This window comes from Mucilaginibacter aquariorum (assembly GCF_024498135.1).
Lineage (GTDB): Bacteria > Bacteroidota > Bacteroidia > Sphingobacteriales > Sphingobacteriaceae > Mucilaginibacter > Mucilaginibacter aquariorum.
Window position 1 is genome coordinate 1,603,967 of sequence record NZ_JANHOH010000001.1, and the last position, 19,747, is coordinate 1,623,713.

16 protein-coding genes are annotated in these 19,747 nt (G+C 40.3%); 6 read left to right on the top strand and 10 right to left on the bottom strand.

Annotation, left to right across the window (positions count from 1 at the left end):
• The 4 genes from ligD to NPE20_RS06985 form a co-directional block, all read right to left on the bottom strand.
• The gene (ligD, locus tag NPE20_RS06970; RefSeq protein WP_256537892.1) at positions 1-2,745 is read right to left on the bottom strand and encodes a DNA ligase D; all 2,745 of its coding nucleotides are present in this window, start codon (positions 2,743-2,745) and stop codon (positions 1-3) included.
• A 3-nt stretch (positions 2,746-2,748) separates the two neighbouring features.
• Complete coding sequence (locus NPE20_RS06975; RefSeq protein ID WP_256537893.1) at positions 2,749-2,922, bottom strand: DUF3606 domain-containing protein; 174 nt, start codon at positions 2,920-2,922, stop codon at positions 2,749-2,751.
• 64 nt (positions 2,923-2,986) lie between these two features.
• Complete coding sequence (locus tag NPE20_RS06980; RefSeq protein WP_121243891.1) at positions 2,987-3,169, bottom strand: DUF3606 domain-containing protein; 183 nt, start codon at positions 3,167-3,169, stop codon at positions 2,987-2,989.
• A 161-nt stretch (positions 3,170-3,330) separates the two neighbouring features.
• Positions 3,331-4,551 (bottom strand): exodeoxyribonuclease VII large subunit, encoded by a 1,221-nt coding sequence (locus NPE20_RS06985; protein WP_256537894.1) that lies wholly within the window; start codon positions 4,549-4,551, stop codon positions 3,331-3,333.
• Positions 4,552-5,717: 1,166 nt separating this feature from the next.
• On the opposite strand from NPE20_RS06985, the gene NPE20_RS06990 reads away from it, so the two are divergent.
• On the top strand, positions 5,718-6,317 hold the full coding sequence (locus NPE20_RS06990) for a hypothetical protein (protein WP_256537895.1): 600 nt from the start codon (positions 5,718-5,720) through the stop codon (positions 6,315-6,317).
• 456 nt (positions 6,318-6,773) lie between these two features.
• Here NPE20_RS06990 and NPE20_RS06995 read toward each other — a convergent pair whose 3' ends face one another.
• From NPE20_RS06995 to NPE20_RS07010, 4 genes are all read right to left on the bottom strand, one after another.
• Entirely contained in the window at positions 6,774-7,031 is a 258-nt protein-coding gene (locus NPE20_RS06995; protein WP_121243888.1) for a helix-turn-helix domain-containing protein, read from the bottom strand.
• A gap of 504 nt (positions 7,032-7,535) precedes the next feature.
• A complete protein-coding gene (locus NPE20_RS07000; RefSeq protein ID WP_256537896.1) occupies positions 7,536-8,186 on the bottom strand; it encodes an HD domain-containing protein in 651 nt (216 codons plus the stop codon).
• 87 nt (positions 8,187-8,273) lie between these two features.
• Positions 8,274-9,131: a helix-turn-helix domain-containing protein gene (locus tag NPE20_RS07005; RefSeq protein WP_256537897.1), complete on the bottom strand. Its 858-nt coding sequence runs from the start codon at positions 9,129-9,131 to the stop codon at positions 8,274-8,276.
• Positions 9,132-9,756: 625 nt separating this feature from the next.
• Positions 9,757-10,230, bottom strand: coding sequence for a Dps family protein (locus tag NPE20_RS07010; RefSeq protein WP_256537898.1), 474 nt, complete (start codon positions 10,228-10,230; stop codon positions 9,757-9,759).
• A 624-nt stretch (positions 10,231-10,854) separates the two neighbouring features.
• On the opposite strand from NPE20_RS07010, the gene NPE20_RS07015 reads away from it, so the two are divergent.
• The 3 genes from NPE20_RS07015 (at position 10,855) to NPE20_RS07025 (ending at position 13,515) form a co-directional block, all read left to right on the top strand.
• Positions 10,855-11,886: an alpha/beta hydrolase gene (locus NPE20_RS07015; RefSeq protein ID WP_256537899.1), complete on the top strand. Its 1,032-nt coding sequence runs from the start codon at positions 10,855-10,857 to the stop codon at positions 11,884-11,886.
• A gap of 385 nt (positions 11,887-12,271) precedes the next feature.
• Entirely contained in the window at positions 12,272-12,934 is a 663-nt protein-coding gene (locus tag NPE20_RS07020; RefSeq protein ID WP_256537900.1) for a hypothetical protein, read from the top strand.
• Between the two features lie 35 nt (positions 12,935-12,969).
• Positions 12,970-13,515, top strand: a complete 546-nt coding sequence (locus NPE20_RS07025; protein WP_494337221.1) for a Pycsar system effector family protein — start codon at positions 12,970-12,972, stop codon at positions 13,513-13,515.
• Between the two features lie 748 nt (positions 13,516-14,263).
• On the opposite strand, the gene NPE20_RS07030 is transcribed toward NPE20_RS07025, so the two are convergent.
• The gene (locus tag NPE20_RS07030) at positions 14,264-15,064 is read right to left on the bottom strand and encodes an alpha/beta hydrolase (RefSeq protein WP_256537902.1); all 801 of its coding nucleotides are present in this window, start codon (positions 15,062-15,064) and stop codon (positions 14,264-14,266) included.
• A 1,266-nt stretch (positions 15,065-16,330) separates the two neighbouring features.
• Between NPE20_RS07030 and NPE20_RS07035 the strand changes: the two genes are divergently transcribed.
• A complete protein-coding gene (locus NPE20_RS07035; protein ID WP_256537903.1) occupies positions 16,331-17,293 on the top strand; it encodes an MBL fold metallo-hydrolase in 963 nt (320 codons plus the stop codon).
• A 50-nt stretch (positions 17,294-17,343) separates the two neighbouring features.
• The gene (locus NPE20_RS07040; RefSeq protein WP_256537904.1) at positions 17,344-18,186 is read left to right on the top strand and encodes an SDR family oxidoreductase; all 843 of its coding nucleotides are present in this window, start codon (positions 17,344-17,346) and stop codon (positions 18,184-18,186) included.
• A gap of 386 nt (positions 18,187-18,572) precedes the next feature.
• On the opposite strand, the gene NPE20_RS07045 is transcribed toward NPE20_RS07040, so the two are convergent.
• Positions 18,573-19,463 carry an AraC family transcriptional regulator gene (locus NPE20_RS07045; protein WP_121243877.1) on the bottom strand — a complete coding sequence of 297 codons (891 nt, stop codon included), beginning with the start codon at positions 19,461-19,463 and terminating at the stop codon, positions 18,573-18,575.
• Positions 19,464-19,747 lie beyond the last annotated feature (284 nt).

Genomic DNA, 19,747 nt, shown 5'->3' on the forward strand with positions numbered 1-19,747 from the left:
TTAGCTAAATATGGTTTGTGCTTTTTTGATGGTTTTGGCCAGGTCGATGCCTTCGCCTAACACGCCTTTGAACAGGTCACCGGTCTCTTTCAGGCGGTCCAGCGCGTTATGGATATTGAAATGCTGGATCGTCAGGCCCGGTTTTACTTCGTCCCAGGTGAGGGGCATAGACACCGTCGCGCCCGGTTTCGGGCGGAGTGAATACGGCCCTGCGATCGTTGCGCCCGGACGGTTCTGTAAAAAGTCCAGGTACATTTTGCCTTTGCGCGCGGCAATACTGCGTTCGAGGCTGGTAAAATGCGGGATCTGTTTATGCACCAGCTTGACAATGATATTGGCGAACATCTGCGACTGGTCATAGGTGTATTTACCTCCCAGCGGGATATAAATATGCATACCGGTCGAGCCCGAAGTTTTCGGGTATGCCGGCACATCAATGGCATCCAGCACTTTCTTTACTTCGAGGGCGGCCTGTACCACCTGGTCATAAGTGTGCTTATCCGGGTCCAGATCAATCACGCAGTAGTCCGGGTTATCCGGTGTTTCCGCTCGGCTGAACCAGGGGTTGATCTCGATGCAGCCTAAAGAGTTCATCCATAGGAGACTGGCTTCATCAGTTGCTACTAAATATTTGGTCACCTTTCCTTCTCCGGTTACGTGGTCAAATGTTTTAGCCCAGTCCGGTGCTTTGTCCGTAACATTCTTCTGGTAGAAGCTTTGGCCATGAATGCCACCAGGAAAGCGGTTTAAGGACATTGGCCGGTCTTTCAGATAGGGCATCATGTATTCGCCTACCTTATAGTAATAATTCAGCATTTGCCCTTTGGTGATCTTATCCTCCGGCCAATACAGTTTAGTAACGTGGTTGAATTTGAGGTCATGCCCGCAAACTTTTTTGGTTTGTGTATCCTCAGTCGGATTGAGCAATGTTTTCCGTTCGGTGGTTTTGACCGGCTCCAATTTTAGATCGGCATCTTTCGTTTTGCCTTTCGTCTTGGCTTTTGATTTTTCCCTAACTACAGACGTTTCTGTGGTTTTGGAAACTATTGGCTCAGTTTCAGTTATGGTTTCTGCTGTATCGACAGGCGTCTCCAGTATTACATCTTTTGCTTTTTTGTCATTGCGCATCCCTTTAAAGGATGCCTGGCGAAACACGCCATCACTGGTCACTTCGGCGAAACCTACTTCACAAACCAGTTCAGGTTTTAACCAGGTCGGTTTTGCACCCATCCGTTTAGGGCGGAAGCGGGTCGGTTTATCGACATCGACCTCATAATCAAAAGGGCTTCTATCCGTGATGAGCGGCTTGAATTGCGTCATCATTTCTTTTTGCAGTTTGTCTGAAAAGCCAGTACCTACTTTGCCTACGAATTGCAATTCCTTGCCTTTGTAAACACCCAGCACCAAAGCGCTGAATGATTTGCCGGTGCCTTCATTTTTGGTAAAACCGGCGATCACTACTTCCTGCCTGCGCTGCACTTTAACTTTGAGCCATTCTTTACTGCGCAGATCGGAAGTATAAACACTATCCGCTTTTTTGGCGATGATGCCTTCCAGCCCCATCTTTTCCGCTGCCGCGAAAAAGTCAATGCCATTTGCATCGAACACTTTGCTTTGGCGAATATGGTCATTGTCTGTCGGCATAATCGATTGTAGAATAGCCTGGCGCTCGATAAGGGGCAGTCCCATCAGGTTCTTACCTTCATACCATAAAATATCGAAAATGTAATAAACCAGGTTGCCGTCCGCTTCACTGCGCCAGTTCTGCATTGCGCCGAAATCAGATATCCCTTTATCGTTCAACACCAGTAGCTCACCGTCCAAAACGGCATCCATGCCCCAGCCTTTCAGCGCGTCATTGATGGGGTAATATTTTTCAAAAGGAAGATTATTGCGCGAGATCAGCTGTGCGCCTTCTTTTTTGCTAAGCACCGCAACCGCCCGGTAACCATCCCACTTTACCTCAAAGAGCCAGCCCGGTTCATTAAACGGTTTGTCAACCAAAGTCGCTTTCATCGGTTTAATGTTTGCCGGAACCTTGGATTTTGGGGCAGCTTTCAATATTGCTTTTATATCCAGGTCTGCTGCTTCTTCTGTAGCAACTTCTTCTTCCAGTTCCTCGTCCGGCACCACGTCTTCTTCGTGGCCATGTTGCCAAACCTTTTCACTGGTTTTTTCCATCGTTTCAATGGTTTTACCGGAAAGCACGGATTTGTCCTTTTTAGTGATGTCCTCGCTGGTCGCGAACTCATCCTTGTGCTTGATCATCAGCCAGCCGTTTTCTCCCATACCATGCGTTTTAACCATGGCAAATTCACCATTGAGCTTTTCGCCATGCAACTTGATCTTTAGCTGTCCCGAAGCGAGTTGTTTGAGCAGATGTTTTTCCTGAGCTTTTTTGCCTTTAATTGGCTCTATCGGCTCATAGGTACCTTCGTCCCAAACAATCACCGTACCGCCGCCATATTCTCCTTTCGGAATAATTCCTTCAAAGTTCAAATAGTCAAACGGGTGATCTTCGACCATCATGGCCAGGTGCTTAACTTTTGGATCAAGGCTCGGGCCTTTTGGTACCGCCCAACTTTTCAGTACGCCGTCCATCTCCAGACGGAAATCATAATGCAGCCTCGAGGCATCGTGCTTTTGCACAACGAAAATGAGGTTGTTCTTATCCTTGCTTTTTCCGGCTTTAGGTTCGGCGGTCTTTTTAAAATCCCGCTTTTTGGCGTATTCAATCAGCCCCATGTTTTATTTTTTTAGTTCACGCTTTACATCCGGCGCGGCAGTGCCTGCCGCCAATACAGCAGCTTTTACTTTATCCTGTGACACGTTGAATTCCCTCGCCCAAAATTCGAGGGCATAGGCATCATCGATGTCAATTGTCCGTGCATCCGCGGTATTTGCTTTTATCTTTCGGTTCATCTTATAGATAAGTAAGTTGACAACAAAGCCCCTTGCGGGGCTTTGCATTATGGTTTCGGATGGGCTATTTCTTCTTCTTATCAGCAAGATATTTTTCGATAACCTTACGGTCATTGGAGCCCGTGGCCCTCTTTGCGCCGACGAGCGCTTGTGTACTGATGCCTAACTTCTCGGCTTCGTACTTTACCTCATACTTTTCGCCGGAATTGACTTTCTTACGGTCTGTGGTCGTTCCTTTAGTTGCCATTGTTTTGATGTTAGATTTAACTGAGTAACAACGTTTAGAAAGGATGGTTTTAACCCGCAGGTAATGAATTCTATTAAAAGAATAATAGGGCCACAATTCGTATGATACAAGGCGGGGTTGAAGAATTGTTGATTTGCTTTTGCAAAGCTTATGATCCTGTATCAACGATTATGCAAAGCATAACCTAATGCCAGTCCTACCAATATAGCGATAATGACGGCGATCCAGTTAAGAGAAGATTTGTTTTCCAGGCCTGTTATTTGCGCCCTGTAAGTAGCCAGTTGCTCGTTAAGGATGCTTAACTTTTCCTGTTGCAGCTTTTGCGTTTCGCCAAGTTGCTGGTTGTAGTTATTGGTGATCAATGTTATTTGGTTGTTCAGGCCGGAAATTTTCTCGTTATATACTTTTTCCAGGTCGTCGTTATTCTTCTTTTTTAGTTCTTCAACGGACTGTAGTTGTTGCTTCAGGTTATCAATTTCCTTTTGATAATTAGCGGTTAACTGCTTTTTTACGGATTCGACTAATTGCGCCCTGGAATTTTGGACTTCCTCAACAGTTTGATTGTACGTATCATTCAGGAATTGCCCAAACTCTGACGGCGTGATGAATGCCTTATCGGCAATTTTTTGTAAAAGAGTCACATCATCTTTGTGCCCGATTGCAGTAACGAACAGTGATTTTAAATAAATTACTTTTTCAGCTAATGCTGCCTTATTAAAAATTTCCAGGTTTTCTCCACCACCTCTTGAAATTACGATGATATCGGTATCCTGCTCATCCAGTTGTCCGAGCATTTGAACGATCTCTGTTTCCGAACTTAAATTGATCTTATGGAATTCAAGCTGGTAGAACGCTATCGATTCCCTGAGCTGATGTTTGATGTCATTATCGATAATGGCTGTTTTCCCAATGATGACCCCAATTTTAAAGGGTTGCTCCTGGATGATCTTTTCTTTGATCCAGCTCTGTACATCGCGGAAACCATTGGCAGCCTTCGCCTGCTGTATCTCTATACGCCTTATTTCTTCACCGGAATATTTGTTTTGTGTCTGACCGACCAGCTCTGTAACGGTTAATTGTATATCAATGCGGCTTGCATTATTTATTACCCTTCGCGTAATGAAGCCGTTGATTATAATGGTCTTGTTATGCTGCATCTCGTTCCGGATCAGTGCCGGCACGATCAGCGTTATTTGCGCGTCTGAAGATTCATCCCGCAAGCTATCATAGTAGGCACCGTTATATATGCTTCCTTTTCCTAACTGGAAAACACCCTTTAATTGTATGATCTTTTGTGTTTGTTTCAGCGAGATCGAATTATTAAACAAGTTCAATACAGCTGCAGGCGAGTAAATAACAGGTGCCGGATTTTCTAATTCCATTGCTGTAAAATTATCAAAAATATTATTAGCAGGCTGTTAAGAATACGGAAGTACCACGGTAAACCGTGGCCCGCGCTTTCCGCTATATCTTTTTTTCAAAAAGGATGTCGCTGCAATCGCTACTTCGCCCATGCCTGCAAACAAGGTTCGTCGTTCCGCCAGGCTACACTTCTCACCACGTTTGCGAGCCGCTCAGCAAAAGCCTGCCAGCCGCATTCCCGCAGCACCGTCCGAATTGGACCGTACGCTACGCTTAACCCGGCCATTTCCACCCGCCCATCCGGCTGGAAGGCATTTGCTTTTCCGGGAGATGATGGGTAATTCAATTTACAGGCTAAATTTAAAATCTATGTAGCGTAAGCGATTTTTTCATGCCCAGGACTTTTCAAAACATTTTACAATTTAGCTGTAAATGATGCCAGAAATATCACGATAAAAACATTCAAAAATTCACGCTTGAACTTCCTGTTACCGTCTGCGATCAATTACTGCTTGATGATCATAAAAGCGATTCAAGTTTGACTATAAGCCATCATTTAAGGCATGAGCTGGAAAGGTTCCGATTGGTATTAATAGTCGCTGTGCAACGAGATTCAAATATTGGAACTAGGAAACAAATCAGAGTAGGTGCCGCACTTATCCTGGGGATTTGTGTTATCGTAATGTTTAGATTCCACATCGTGACTACATTTCCGTCTTTCAAATGGCTGATATATATTGGTATTTCCATTCTTGGGATATACGCCAGTTATCAATTGTTAACCAAACTATTTATTCTCACAACGCAAATCCCTAATTGAGCAATTGGAATTATTAGCGATACATCAACGGATCAAAGATGAATTTACCTGTTAAGTTTTACGTAATTATCAAATTTCGATACCTTAAATATTATCCTGACATACTTGTGCGGCAACATGCACATAATACCTTGCGCTTTTAGGATCATTAGCTTCTTAAGCTTCCGCCATTGCACTGTTGATCCAGATTCAACTATGTATTTCTTTGTGATGATTTACGGCTTACCATATAATTTATTTTTTGGAATGCAAAGGTGAAGCCAGCCCCCACGGCTGTCAAGGGTATATAAACCCCGGCAAGCCAGGGCCCTTGACAGCCGCAACGCCAGGCTTCTTTTACCTGCATTAAAAAATAAATTATATGTTATGGAAAGCCTGGTATTAAATCTTCGATCAAAAAAACAAATTACAGATTACATCGCCGATAATCACCTCATTAGATATGAGAAGGACATTTTCAATGAATTGCTAATGGCTATCGAAAATAATGAGCAGCAAAATCTTGACTGGTTCCGCAGCTTCGGCGATAGTTTAAGAGCAATTGCCATGAACCTGCATGCTTACCGCAAAGGCTTGGAATTTGGGTTTACAGAAATCGCTTTTGATCAATATGGTTGGTTCAAGCGTCCGCAATGGTTAGACACAGAAGAACACGCTTTTGGTGATACCAGTCGGTACGGCAACCACAGCACCATTACCATTGGACATGGCCCGAATGGCCTTTGGACTTATGCAATGAGTTATAGTTTTGGTTGCGCAGGCGGCGGTTACGCGCTTTCTGTATATGATAAAAAATACAATACTCGTGACGAAACGTTTACCGCCGCGCTAGATGATTTAAAAATAAAAATGACATCGCGCATCGGTAGTACTGATACTACTAATGATAAACAGCCGATCATACTGGCAACGCTTCGTGATATTGAAAAAGCGAAGATTGCTATGGTGCAGCTAACACTCTTTTAGCAGAGTTTGCGTAATGAATATTAAATTATATCGTAACCATTTGACGACGATATATCAACGAAAATGTACCCATGCCCTACTTTAGCATTCGTTAAAGTCAGGCGATATTTTATGGTTAGCTGCTCTTTGCTTTTACTATATTCTAATCACTGGGTTTTAAATTTGGACAGGTTCAAAAACCTAACCTGGGTTCCAATAAACCTATCATAGGACGGGCTATATTCGATGAGCCCCCATTCTGATATTTCACGTATGCATTTATGATAGGTCGCCATTGATCGGATTTTTGCCATATCCATAATTGTACTTCTCGATATCTTAAAAGGTGTGTGATAATTATCGTTCCTCCAGCTACAAAACAAAGCAAGGTAAATGCTAATGTGCGTTGCCTTAAGCTTTTTATTACTTTTGCCTGCCTGAATAAAAAAGATAAGTGTATTTACTTCCTTCACGATTCTAACTGCCCTCCAATAATCGCCTGACTTCGGTTGCCCTGTAATAATGGATACTGCCTACCTTTGTAGAGCGTAATTTGCCGCTTATACGCAGCCCTTGAAGTGTGTTTGGAGAAATGCTGAGCATTTGCCGGACCTGCCTGGTTCGTAACCATTCATTGTTGAGGTTATCCGGCTTTTGAATAAGTAATTTAATTTCTTTAAGTAAGTCTTCTTTAAATAATTGAAGATCCTCTTTAGTTATGATTTCTGCTGACATAGGATTATTTAAAGCAAATAACCTGTGAAACTATCGGATTACTTGACAAGCATTTCGGTAGTACCGAAAGATAAATCATCAGAAAATCGATTACAAATGGCAAAATAATTATTCATTATACCAATAATTCCGGTAATACCACCCGCCATAAAAAGAACTTTTAATTATCATAGGGAAATATTCCGGTATTGGTATATCCTTGCTTCCTACCTGGGCTATCCAATCGGATAGCAATTATGTGGAGCGCGTAACAAATAAATGGCAGAATATGGTCAACAGGATTGCTAGCGTGTTCTGACAAGTTCCGACTACTCAAATGTGTCAGAAGAATGATGAGCAACCGCTCGATCAGTCTCGTGGCAGGATTTGCCACATAGATTTTGCAAACCGACTTATGCAAAATCGCCAACTTAGAATGCTCTACCATTCTTTCACTGCAGGTTGGGATTGACCCAAGGCTATTTTAATATCGGTAGGCAAACATGACGTTTACATCGTAGGAAATTATTCGGCCCAAGGAGAATCTAATATGCAATTACAGAAATTCTTACGATGGAAGTTAGGTAACATAAAGGCGCAAACATCAGCTTTAATATTGCCAAATGTTGTTTCTGTTTTGTGTTCAAACCCGCTAAAAAAAGCAGGTATAATTTTCTTTTTAAAATCATTTCTTGGAAATGCTTTTATAATCTCTTCGCGATTCTCTTCACTTAAATTTTCGTAACCATCTCCCATTACATCCAAGCCAACACCACTATACATTAATGCTACTTCATTCTCTTTATGTTCAGCAATACCAATAGTTGTATGCAGGGCGATGGTATCCCATACAAGCTGCAACTTATCCTTCGCAATTCCATGTCCTCTGAGGAATTCCCGCGCTGCGTTGGCACCGTCTACTTCAAACCTCAGGTTGGGGCTGCTGTAAGGTGAAACCAAACCCAAATCATGGAAAACGGAAGCTACGTATAGTAATTCCGAATCATGAGGTAAACTATTTCTTTTCGCGTTTAATGAAGAAAATAGGAACACGCGCAGGGAGTGATTATAGATAAACTCAGTGCCATGTTCTAATAAGAGTTCTGTCGCCTGTCTTGCAATTGAACTATCCGGAATAGTAATGCCTGCTACTGCTTTTAATTGATTAATTGCCATGATATGTTTTTTATCAAAAGTAAGTCACCGATCAGCGTGTACGAATAGCAATAAAAGCGTTTGACATGCTAAAATTGACATCGAACATTATTTTCCTCTTTGAACAAATTTATCCCTGAAGTTGGCTGGAGAAAACGTTGTGCACTTCTTGAAAAAATGACTGAACTGCTCAGGTGTGGTGAAATTAAGCGAGTATGCAATTTCTTTTATGGGAGCTGGACTAAATTGGAGCGTCCTTTTTGCTTCCGATACCAATTTGCTATTAATAATGTTTTTGGTGCTTTTTTTATTGCATCTTTTACAGATGTCACTAAGGCGTCTCGCTGTAATTCCCATCATTTCCGCATAATCCTGCACTTCATGCAGGGTTTTGTAATTTGTGGTTAACAAATCCATGAATTTTCTATAAATAATATAGTTCTGGCTATCAAAAGTGCTTTCATCAGTGATCCTGACATTGGCAACCTTGATCATGATTATTTTTAGATAGGCGGCCATTGCATCAATTTGGTTTATATAGGGCACTTTTTTAAACTCATGCTCAAGCGTTTTAAAAAGCAATCTAAGCTCATTAAATTGAGCAATATTTAACTGTAGACATTGATTTGTTGTTACATCACTAAATAACACGGCTTTGCAATTACTTGCGCTTTTGGGTGCTTTTTCCCAAAAGCAATCGGCAAAACATAGTACATATCCGCTAACAATCGCTGGTTTTTCAAACATGTAAACCTGCGCTTTAGCAAGTATATACAATTCCTTGCTTTTGATTTGAAAGGAATGATCGTCCACACGCAAGGTACTCGACCCCTTTTCGATCAAAAGTAAACGGTGGTAACTTAAACGATTGGGAAACTCTGTATCAAGGGAGGTATTGCTCAGTTGATCAATGGAAAAAGAGTTATCCATTGCGGTTTCAACAACAACTTTTAAAGATGATTTCATGACGTAGGCATTTTAGAATTTATCCGGCGAACTAAAAGTAGTTACCGCTATCACTCCTTTTAAATAAATATAATTAGTGATTGAATACAAATATTTTGACAACGAAAGGAAAGGGTGTTTGACTGCGAATATGTGGTTAGATCAACTTTTCAGGTGAAATTTTTTTAAAGAATAGCAATGACTCCATTTTGGATTTTGTTACCTTATCAAACGAAGTGCAAAGTTCTATCTTAAGCGCAGCCGAAAATTTCCCGGATAATCTAGCTAAACCAAAGGTTATGGTTTGACGACCTGTTTACTTTAGCCCATCATCAGGATTTAAATCACTTTGCTCAAATTTAGGTGGACATTACGTCACCACTCATCTCCGGATTCCGGAACAGCGAACAATAGGTTCCAAAACATTTTGTCTATTCAATTTATTGATTCTTAACTGGTATTATTAAAATACGACACAAATCGGCGCTCGTCATCCTACGGAATGCATGGGGAACGCCTATGGAATGTTCAGTCATATGCGGATAGAACATTTATAAGTACCAAGAGGTTATCATCTTATAATAAGCGGGTATTTCAGCTAAAACAAACATGTAGCGACCAGACGTCATTCTTTACAATGATTAATTTATAACAAATGAGCTCTTAACATCCAGGCCATTGTCTCATGTGTTTCCATTAAATTGGTGATGTAATCGCTAGTTCCCGCATCCTTTAGCGCCCCAGCGTAGTTATCGATATTTCCCCTTAAGTGAATGAGTATACTTTCGTGATCGGCCAGCAACATTTTGATATAGCCCTGAGCGTCGTTTTTAAACCTATCATCTTCGGTCAGGTGTGTCAGTTCCAAAAATTGTTTAAGCGATCCGGGAGCATAATGACCAAGCTTTCGGATGCGCTCACCAATGTTATCAACAACTTTTTCCAGCTGATTGTACTGTTCTTCAAAAAATTTGTGTTTATTATAAAAGTCAGGACCTTCAATGTTCCAATGCGCCTTTCTTGTTTTAGTATATAATACATACTCGTCTGCAAGAATTTTACTTAATGAGTGAGCAACAGCTGCAAGATTGCCCGAACTTATTCCAATTTTAGCTTCCATATTTTGTTTTAATAATTATGAGTGATTAAATAGTCCGGTTTAATTGTGATGTTTTGGACAACAATAATGAATAAGGCATCATTTTAAAAGAAAAAAAGCATGTCAATAATTTTATAAGTGTTATGTTGGAAACGTCATTCCAACAAGCGTACCATAGCACAACTATCTATTTATCAATATATTAAATATTTAACGAAAATATTTAGATCGCTATAGGTTGTTAAATGGCGAAGGACTAGCGAATAATCATCATCAATGTCGATTCAGCGTACTTTGTTAAGTAATTTATTTAGTCTTCACCATTGCAATGCAGCATTATAAGGGTCAATTTATAACTTGCGCAAGGGAACTAGCTACGACGTTTTCTTTGCCTCTGCCAGTCTAACGGAATTACAAGAAATGGCCGGCATTCCAAGGTAGGATGGCATCCTTATATCGCACTCATTTCAGGCTATACAATAGTTACGCGTCATACCGTACATCGCCTATTACTGGCTATACAGCGAAATAAAGCCAATTAAAATACAGACAATAATCATTAATTAACTAATCATCAGCTATTTAACCAAATGGCATGGCAATTGGTTAATGCTGACCATCTATTCAACTATAAAAAAAACGAAGATGACCCAATCACTTAAATTAGTTATTTTAACTGTATTATCGATTTTAACTTTGCACTGCGCTTTTGCGCAAACCAATTACGCAACAGACCCGCACCTTACCCCGGATGTCCGGGCTTTTTTGAAATTGGTCAACTCTGGGGGGCCTCCAGTGGAAAGCCTTTCTAAACAGGATGCGAGAAATGTATTGATCAATGCTCAGGCATCCGTAAAAGTAAATATGTCGGGGATTGAAGAATCTGAGAAGACTATACATGCAGATGGCCATGCGATCAAATTAAATATTGTCAGACCGGCAGGTGCAAAAGGCATATTGCCGGTTTTTATTTTTATCCACGGCGGTGGCTGGATCTTAGGTGATTACCCAACGCATAAAAGAATGGTCCGCGACCTCGTAGTATTGTCAGGCTGTGAAGGAGTATTTGTAAACTACACACCGTCGCCGGAAGCGCATTACCCTGTTGCAATCAATGAGATTTATGCCGCTACGAAATGGGTGTCCGAACATGGTGCTGAAATAAAAGCTGACGGCAGCAAATTAGCTATTGTTGGTAATAGTGTTGGTGGCAATATGACCACCGCTACCTGTTTGATGGCTAAGGAAAAAGGCGGTCCGAAGATCAGCCTGCAGATCATGATGTGGCCGATTGTCGATGCTGGATTTAACACGGAATCTTATCAGCTATTTGGAGCCGATAGGTTTCTCACCGCCCCTCTAATGAAATGGATGTATAACCAGTATACCACAGATCCGGCGCAACGGAAAGAAATCTACGCTTCGCCGTTGCAGGCATCCGTTGAGCAGCTTAACGGGTTACCACCTGCACTGATCCAGGTAGCTGAAAACGATATTTTAAGGGATGAAGGCGAGGCCTACGGCAGAAAACTATTGGAGGCCGGCGTGTTCGCTACAACAATCAGGTATAACGGTGTGATCCATGACTTTGGCTTATTGAACGGGCTTGCCGAGATCCCACAAACCAGGGCACTTTTTGTTCAGGCAGCGGCAGAATTAAAAAAGTATTTAAAGTAATAGTAACAAAAATGATCTGATTAAATAATTAAGCAAAGAAAAAGACAGAACGAAAAATGCTGAATGAAGCTCTTAATTAGTCGATCATAATGATACCTGAACAGAGTTGCACGGAAACGTTTTTAAAGTTATCAACTTGGATATATGATACCGTTGATCATCAGCAATCTTTAATGCAAACGATATTGATCTTTATATAAAAGAAGGCGATTCCTGAATCTTAATTTATGGTTATCCGCAAAGTCAGTAATTATTACGATTGAAGAGTGTTACTAATCGCTCATGTTTTATAAAATCTTATTTGCGCCGTTATTTTTTGATATCCGATTAAAACGATCTAAAGTTAGTCGCTGACCACTTCAAATAATAATAACAATATATAAAAATGAAAAGAAAACAACAGCTGGTAGTGATCGGTAAATATGTAAAAAAATACTTTGCCGAATTTCAGCAGCCGGGATATCAATTTCATAACTTTAAACGTACTAAAGCGATCATATCTGCGGTCGAAAAGCTAGTGAAAAAGACGACCTTGACTGAGGATGATCAATTTATACTGTTAACCGCCGCGTGGTTCAGGGAGATCGATCTGGCAACTAACAAGGATGGTAGACGGCTCTCCGCTTCAGGGATTGCTAAGAATCTTTTAATTTCGCAACAAACTGATCCGGCGTTAATCGAAAAGGTGCAGGAGCTGATCATGGTCACGGAAGAAACTGCCCCAGTGGATAAAGCTTTGCCATCGATCATGCTGGATGCCCTATACGCTTATGCAGGTAAAAAGTCCTTTGAAGCGCTTAACGGAAAATTGCGTAGAGAAACTGAAAAAGTCAAGGAAAAGAAGGTTTCCAAAATTGCGTGGCTGACGGAAACTTACGAATGGATGGGCCTGTTTCATTACCGCACGGACCGGGCCCGTAGCTTGTGGAAAAAAGGTTTCCAGAAAAACCTTTCAAAAGTCAAGTTGGCGTTAAATAAAAGATCGGTGCCCGCGGATCTGGTGACCCCAAAAAAAAAGGACCGACGAACAGACGACGGAATCTGCTAAAAAACAATGATGTCCCCGAGAAAGGAGTCGAGACGATGTTTAAGACCGCATCCAGTAATCATCAACGACTAAGTAGTATGGCTGATAATAAAGCCCATCTGCTCATCACGGTAAATGCAATCATTTTGTCTGCGGTGATCAGTTTGATACTTCGAAAATTGGGCGAACAACCATTTCTGCTCTGGCCAACCTTCCTGCTCATCGTTGTAAGCCTGGTAACAATAATCTTTGCGATCCTGGCGACCAGACCCCATCTTTTCTCCGGCCGCTTCACGACCGAACAACTCGAAAGTAAAGAGACTAATCTTCTTTTCTACGGTAACTTTTTTAAAATAGACAGAGACACCTACCGCGCAGCAATGATGCGGTTAATAGAAGACCGTGAAATGTTCTATACCGTCCTGATCTATGATGTATATGGACAAGGCATCGCGCTAGCCAAAAAATATGGGCTACTTAGGATTGCTTTCATCTTCTTTATTTACGGCTTGGTGGCCTCGGTATTGGCCTATGCCGGTGTCACCCTTTTACATCTGAAATCACTCGCTTTGAATTCAATTCCACAAGTAAGCGTCCCTTAATCCGGACCGGTATTTTGTAAACTGTTTAATTCAAAATTTAATTGTTGTTGTTGTAACTGTGGGTATGTTGGAAAACTCAATGGAGATTTCATAACTCGAGTCGATTATCTATCCGTAACGATGGATGAAAGTGAACGCTACCATATTCTGTCTATATTGGAAAGCTTTTGCCAAAAGCTGGGCTGCTGAACTTTTGAATATTACTTCTTCAACGCTTACTTCAAGGATGAAAAAGCTAAATATTGAGATAAGGTATAATTATGACGTTTTTCATTAGCTATTAGAGAAAAGTTCAATTATGCATGACAGACAAAATATTATTTGAGATTTTGATAAGGTGAAAGATACAAAGCAACTTAAATTTCATTCTAAAAAGGGTGGCAAAACCAACATTACAGACATCGATAGGCCTTGGAAAAACATGGAATTATTCAAAGCATGTCCTTTAATGGAAATTGCTTAGCTAATGCCTTGGCCGAATGCTTTTTAATTTGGTGAAGAAAGGATTGCTGTACAGACATAGCTTTGAAACCGCTTATAAATTTGTCCCTTCGTTAATATGATTTATTCATTACAAGAACAATAAGCGAAGAAAATAGATTAAATGCAAAGAGCCCGGTGGAATACCGAGCTCTCGCAAAAAACATAATTATTTAATCTGTCCACCTTTTTAGGTCACTCCAGATCAGACAGCCTCTTTCTGTTGACGGATACCTGAATGCCAATGAATAGGCGGCTTTGTATTCAATTATTTAATGGGAGACTTTAATGAGGCCTCAATTATTACCTGTGCGACTTCTTTGGGATGAGTCATATAAACAACATGGCTTGCTTTTATTTCAGTAACGATAGCTCCGGATCTTTTGTAAACAAAACGTTCGATATCGGGTTGAATACTTTTATCTTCAGTAGATACGATACCCCAGCTTGGTTTCGTTTTCCAGGCTGCGGCAGTCATTGGTGCATTAAATGCTTCAAGGCTTACCGGACCCTGAGAATCATACATAAAATCTGATTCCGCTTTGGTAAGACCGGCAGCAAAACCGATAAAAAATTTTTCTTTACTGTAAAAGAAGTAGCCATTCTCATCAGGTGCAACAATACCATTTTCCTGAGACGGTGCCTTGGTTTTTGCCAGATCAAGTGCAGATTCTCCAACCTCAGGCTGAAATGCGGCAACATAAACTAAACCCACGACCTTTGGATCAATTCCTGCCTGGGTAATAACCGCTCCGCCATAAGAGTGCCCAACCAAGATTACCGGGCCGTCCTGCCTTGCCAATATTACTTTAACAGCAGCGACGTCTGCTTCCATTGATGTTAGTGGGTTTTGCACGATGCTCACATGGTAACCCTTTGCAACCAGGACATCATAAACACCGCGCCAACCTGATCCGTCAGCAAAAGCCCCATGTACAATAACGATGTTTTTAACCTTCAATGGGGCTTGAGCCTCTGCTTTAGGTGAAGCCGTTGCCATTAAAATGATGCTTAACGGTACCGCAGCGGCAGCTAAGTGGTTTTTAAATTGTTTTTTCAAATTTTTCATATTTTTTATTTGACCCGACTATTACCATTTTGATGCCATTACATCAAGTTTCTGTAAATCAGTCTTTTGTATATTAATATATGATCCTGAGTCGAGCCATATATCGCTAAATGGTGAAGAAAGCACGAATAACCGATTATCTGAATGTTTGGTCATCTCATTTCTCCAGGCACCGCAAGTTTTGCGTTACGATTTCAGGCTGGTGCCTGCTGATTGTTGCAATTTTATAAGATAAAAGATTATCGGGAAGGAAATATCCCGTTCCATCATTTGTAGTGAGTAGTGAGCAGCGCTATTATATACCTTAAAGTATTGATCATAAACCCTGTCAACTTTATTGATGTCGTGCTATATGATTTTTTTGTAAAAAATAATTTCACTATAAAATGATTCAGGCGTCTGATATTGGGAATAAATATATCATTCAGTCCGGTATACAAAATACAGCATGTAGCAGCTGTCATAATTGCATGTGTGGTATAAAACATTAAATTGAACATAATTGATAGTTATTAAGCTTTAAACTTTGGTAGATAATATTGTCAAGTAAAATGAAAAAGGAAATATTTCTATAAGCAAATCAATACCTATTCCAATATTTAACTACTTGATAATCAAATATTAAAGTAAAATTTTAAAAATCGGATTAACGCAGTTTCGCTAATTGGCGCTCTAAAAACGTTGAACATGAATGGAATCTATTAGAACCGAAGTACCGGCCTGTATTTTGAATATTTCACCCAAGTTAACGGTGCGGTTAGATTTAAAGAATCGTGTTTCGAACTTGTATTTATTCGGGTTCCTAAAACCCGGCAATACATTTAGTTACCTTGTAAAACCTTTACATTCAGATCTTCTTCCCGTATTTGACTGGCATTGTGATGCGAATTTTCCTAAATATTTCCCCCTGGATAAGGTCTGCCAAAGATTGTCATCTACCATTTCTGGGAAGTACCGGATATTCATCATTCGCTGAATGAGGCTTGTCCAAATGTTCATAAGAAATCCCAAAGCGAAGTTAACTGTATTACTGCCTACTATATAACGATTTGAATTCCGCTCGTTCGGCAATGATTCTAGCGGGTTTAATTGCTTTGAATAAAGCAGGTTTACAAAAAAAGTCTTCCTGTCGCTATTTGATCACCAATCGTCGAAATCCCGCTATAGAAAACATTGCGAGTTCATCTTAATATACTGACAATAAACTACTTGTGATCTGGCATCATATTGCCTTGCAAGTTCACATTGTAAATAAAACTCTTTATTATGATTGATCAAACAAAAGAAGAAATCAGCCGCCGTAAATTCATCGGTTCGATAAGTGTTTTGGGCGCGGGGCTTTGGCTTGTTCCCAAAATGATCGTTGCACAATCCCCGAAACAAAGCCCGGTGATCACTATCATCAATGCAGCAAAGACAGCGAAAATTAATATTACGAAACTACGGGGAAACATTAGTATGCTGGAAGGTTCAGGCGGTAACATCGCAGTTATGCATGGCGGCCAAGGAAAATTGCTTGTTGATGCCGGCATAGGTGTTTCTAAACCTAATGTTTTGAACGCACTAAATTCGATCAGCAGCGATCCAGTTAAATATCTGATCAACAGTCACTGGCATTTTGATCATACATTCGGAAATGAGTGGTTGCACGAGGAAGGTGCCACGATAATCGCTCAGGATGTTACAAAGGAACACCTAAAGAAAACCATCCGGGTAGAAGACTGGCAGTATACATTTCCCCCGCAGGGAAAAGGGGCCTTGCCAACTGTTGTGTACAAAACGGAGCATAGTCTTTTTTTCAATGGTGAGTCAATCCATATTAAGGCTTATAGACCTGCTCATACGGATTGTGATTCTGCAATTCACTTTCAAAATGCAGATATTTTGCATGTTGCAGATACTTTCTGGAATGGTTATTACCCTTTTATCGACTATTCCACTGGCGGGAGCATAGACGGTATGATCCATGCGGCTCAACTTAACGTTTCACGGGCTCAACAGAATACAATTGTCATCCCCGGGCATGGGCCGATCGGAAATAAAGATAAACTTATCGAATTCCATGAGATGCTTTCAGAGATCCGGGAGAAAGTATCCAAACTGAAAAAACAGGGTAAGACCTTAGCTGAGGTAGTTGATTCAAAACCGACCGCTGCTTACGACGCTAGATGGGGAGGGTTCGTCATCGACGGCAGTACTTTTACTTACCTGGTATATAAAGGTATCTAACAATCCTGTAAACATCATTAACGAAGTTCAAAAAATTAAAAACGAATCAGATGAAGAAAGTAATTTTTATCACCGGCGCCTCATCAGGCATTGGGAAAGCTACATCCCTGTTTTTTGCAAATCATGGCTGGAATGTGATCGCAACGATGCGGAATCCGGAGCGAGAACAAGAGCTCGCAGAAATCCCTAACGTACTATTAGTGAAATTAGATGTCACTGATATTGAATCAGTGAATGCTGCGATCAGACAGGGTATTGCAAAATTCGGGAAGATTGATGTACTTTTAAACAATGCTGGATATGGCCAACAGGGTCTCTTTGAAGCCATCAACGCAGCAAAAATCATCAAGCAGTTCGATGTAAATGTGTTCGGTTTAATGGAGGTTATCAGGGCAGTGCTACCCCACTTCAGAGAAAGGAAACAGGGTGTGATAATTAATATCACTTCTGGCGTTGGGCGGGTTACAATTCCACTGGTCTCAATTTATGCCGCTTCAAAGTTTGCAGTCGAAGGGTTTTCCGAAGCTCTTTCATATGAATTGGAGTCACAAAATATCAAGGTAAGAATTATTGAGCCAGGTTATATTCCGACGCCATTCTATAAACGGGCAAAAGCCGACTTCGCATTTGATCCGAAATTGGAGGATTATAGCGTTTTCCAGCAGGACATGAATAGCCTTTTCTCATCTTTTGAAAATTCAAAAACCGCAAGTGCGCATGATGTGGCTAATATTATTTTCAAAGCTGCAACAGATGACGGACATCAATTGCGATACATCGTCGGGCCGGATCTACAACCATTGATAGACCTGCGAAACAGCAAATCTGATCAGGAATTTATTGATGCTATGCGTAGGCGATTCATGCCTGAAGCTTTTGACAGTATAAAATAAAGCTTATATTTTCTGCGCTTTAAAAACAAATATTAATCCTTATGAATGCCTTTTTTCTTCATAAAGAGATTTGACTTGGTTTAATAATTTTTAAGGGTGAATATAAATTTAGAGAAAAAGTTAGAACCAAAAAAAGACTTATGATTTATAAATCATAAGTCTTTTTTCTAATCGGGTACACCAGCACAGTTCCTAATGCCGCACATTAGTGCGTAGCTAAAATAAATTGCATCATTAAAAACCGGCTTCAATTCAATATTATTGCTTCTTCGCCTGCAGTAAACATTCATTTTATGCGATGAAATCCCATATTTGGTATTTGCATTCATATTCCTGGACTGCGTTATTATAGCGTTGCTTTATGATAATCTAAAGTCGGCGCGTCCTTATTTTGTAGGTCCATGTTGTTTAATTATCTTTTTTCTGAACTCATCCGGGGTTAGCCCTTCCTTTTTCTTAAAGAATTTGGTGAAATATGAATTATCTGCAAAATTGAGGTAGTTGGAAATTTCCTGCACGGTCACATCCTTGTTGATCAACATTCGTTTAGCCTCTAAAATTACCCGGTTACGAATAACCTCGCCGGCAGGGATTCCTAATACATCATTACAAAGCGCATTTAAATGGTTAGGGGTAATATATAATAGTTGCGCATAACCCTTTGGTAATTTGAGTTGCATGAAATTCTTTTCTATTAACTTTTGGAAGTTGCGAAGCAGGGTATAATTATAAGATGGCAGCACCTCGTTATCCATACCTTCGTTTAACCTTGCTATATGAATAAACAATTGAACCATTATTGCTTTCACCAAATCAATACCCAAGGGGTTAACTCGTTCGTTCTCGATGATCAATTCTTCAAAAAAACCAATAATTTTATCTTGTAATTGCACCGGAATATTAATTACTGCGTCACCGACATTACCAGTGAAGAACGGCAGATCTTCCAGATAATTAGCTTTCATTAAAAACGACTGGAAAAATGTTGTCGAGAAATTAATAATGTAACCGTCAACCTCACCATCAAAATCCCAGCTATGAACCTGACCCGGAGTCATAAAATAAATCTGAAAGGGCTTTATCTGGAAATTTTGGAAATCAATGGTTTGGTTTCCACCGCCTTTAGTAAAAAGTACCAAGTGGTAAAATGAATGTTTATGTGCAGAATGAAGATCTTTGTGATGGCTCTCGATATAAACTCCAAATCTGCTGATCTGCAACTCATGTTCCTGTTGCTGTGACAGGGTGCCAATATCATATATAGGAATGCTTTTCATAAAAGCTCAAAGATAAGTTACGGTTAATGAACAAAATGGTGGTATTTATCGGATATATGGTATTATTTACTGATACTTATATTGAATAACGAATGTGGGAAAAAGAAAGATTTTGAATTGTATTTAATATATAAACGTTTGATTATCAATAAATAAGTATATAGTGATTATTAAGCGCCAAGGTTAAAATACAACATCAAGTTCTTCAGCAAATGTTAGGTGCGATAACCGATTCCAATTTTCCTCTGCTTGCTGTAAAATCAACTATAACGTTTTATGGTTTG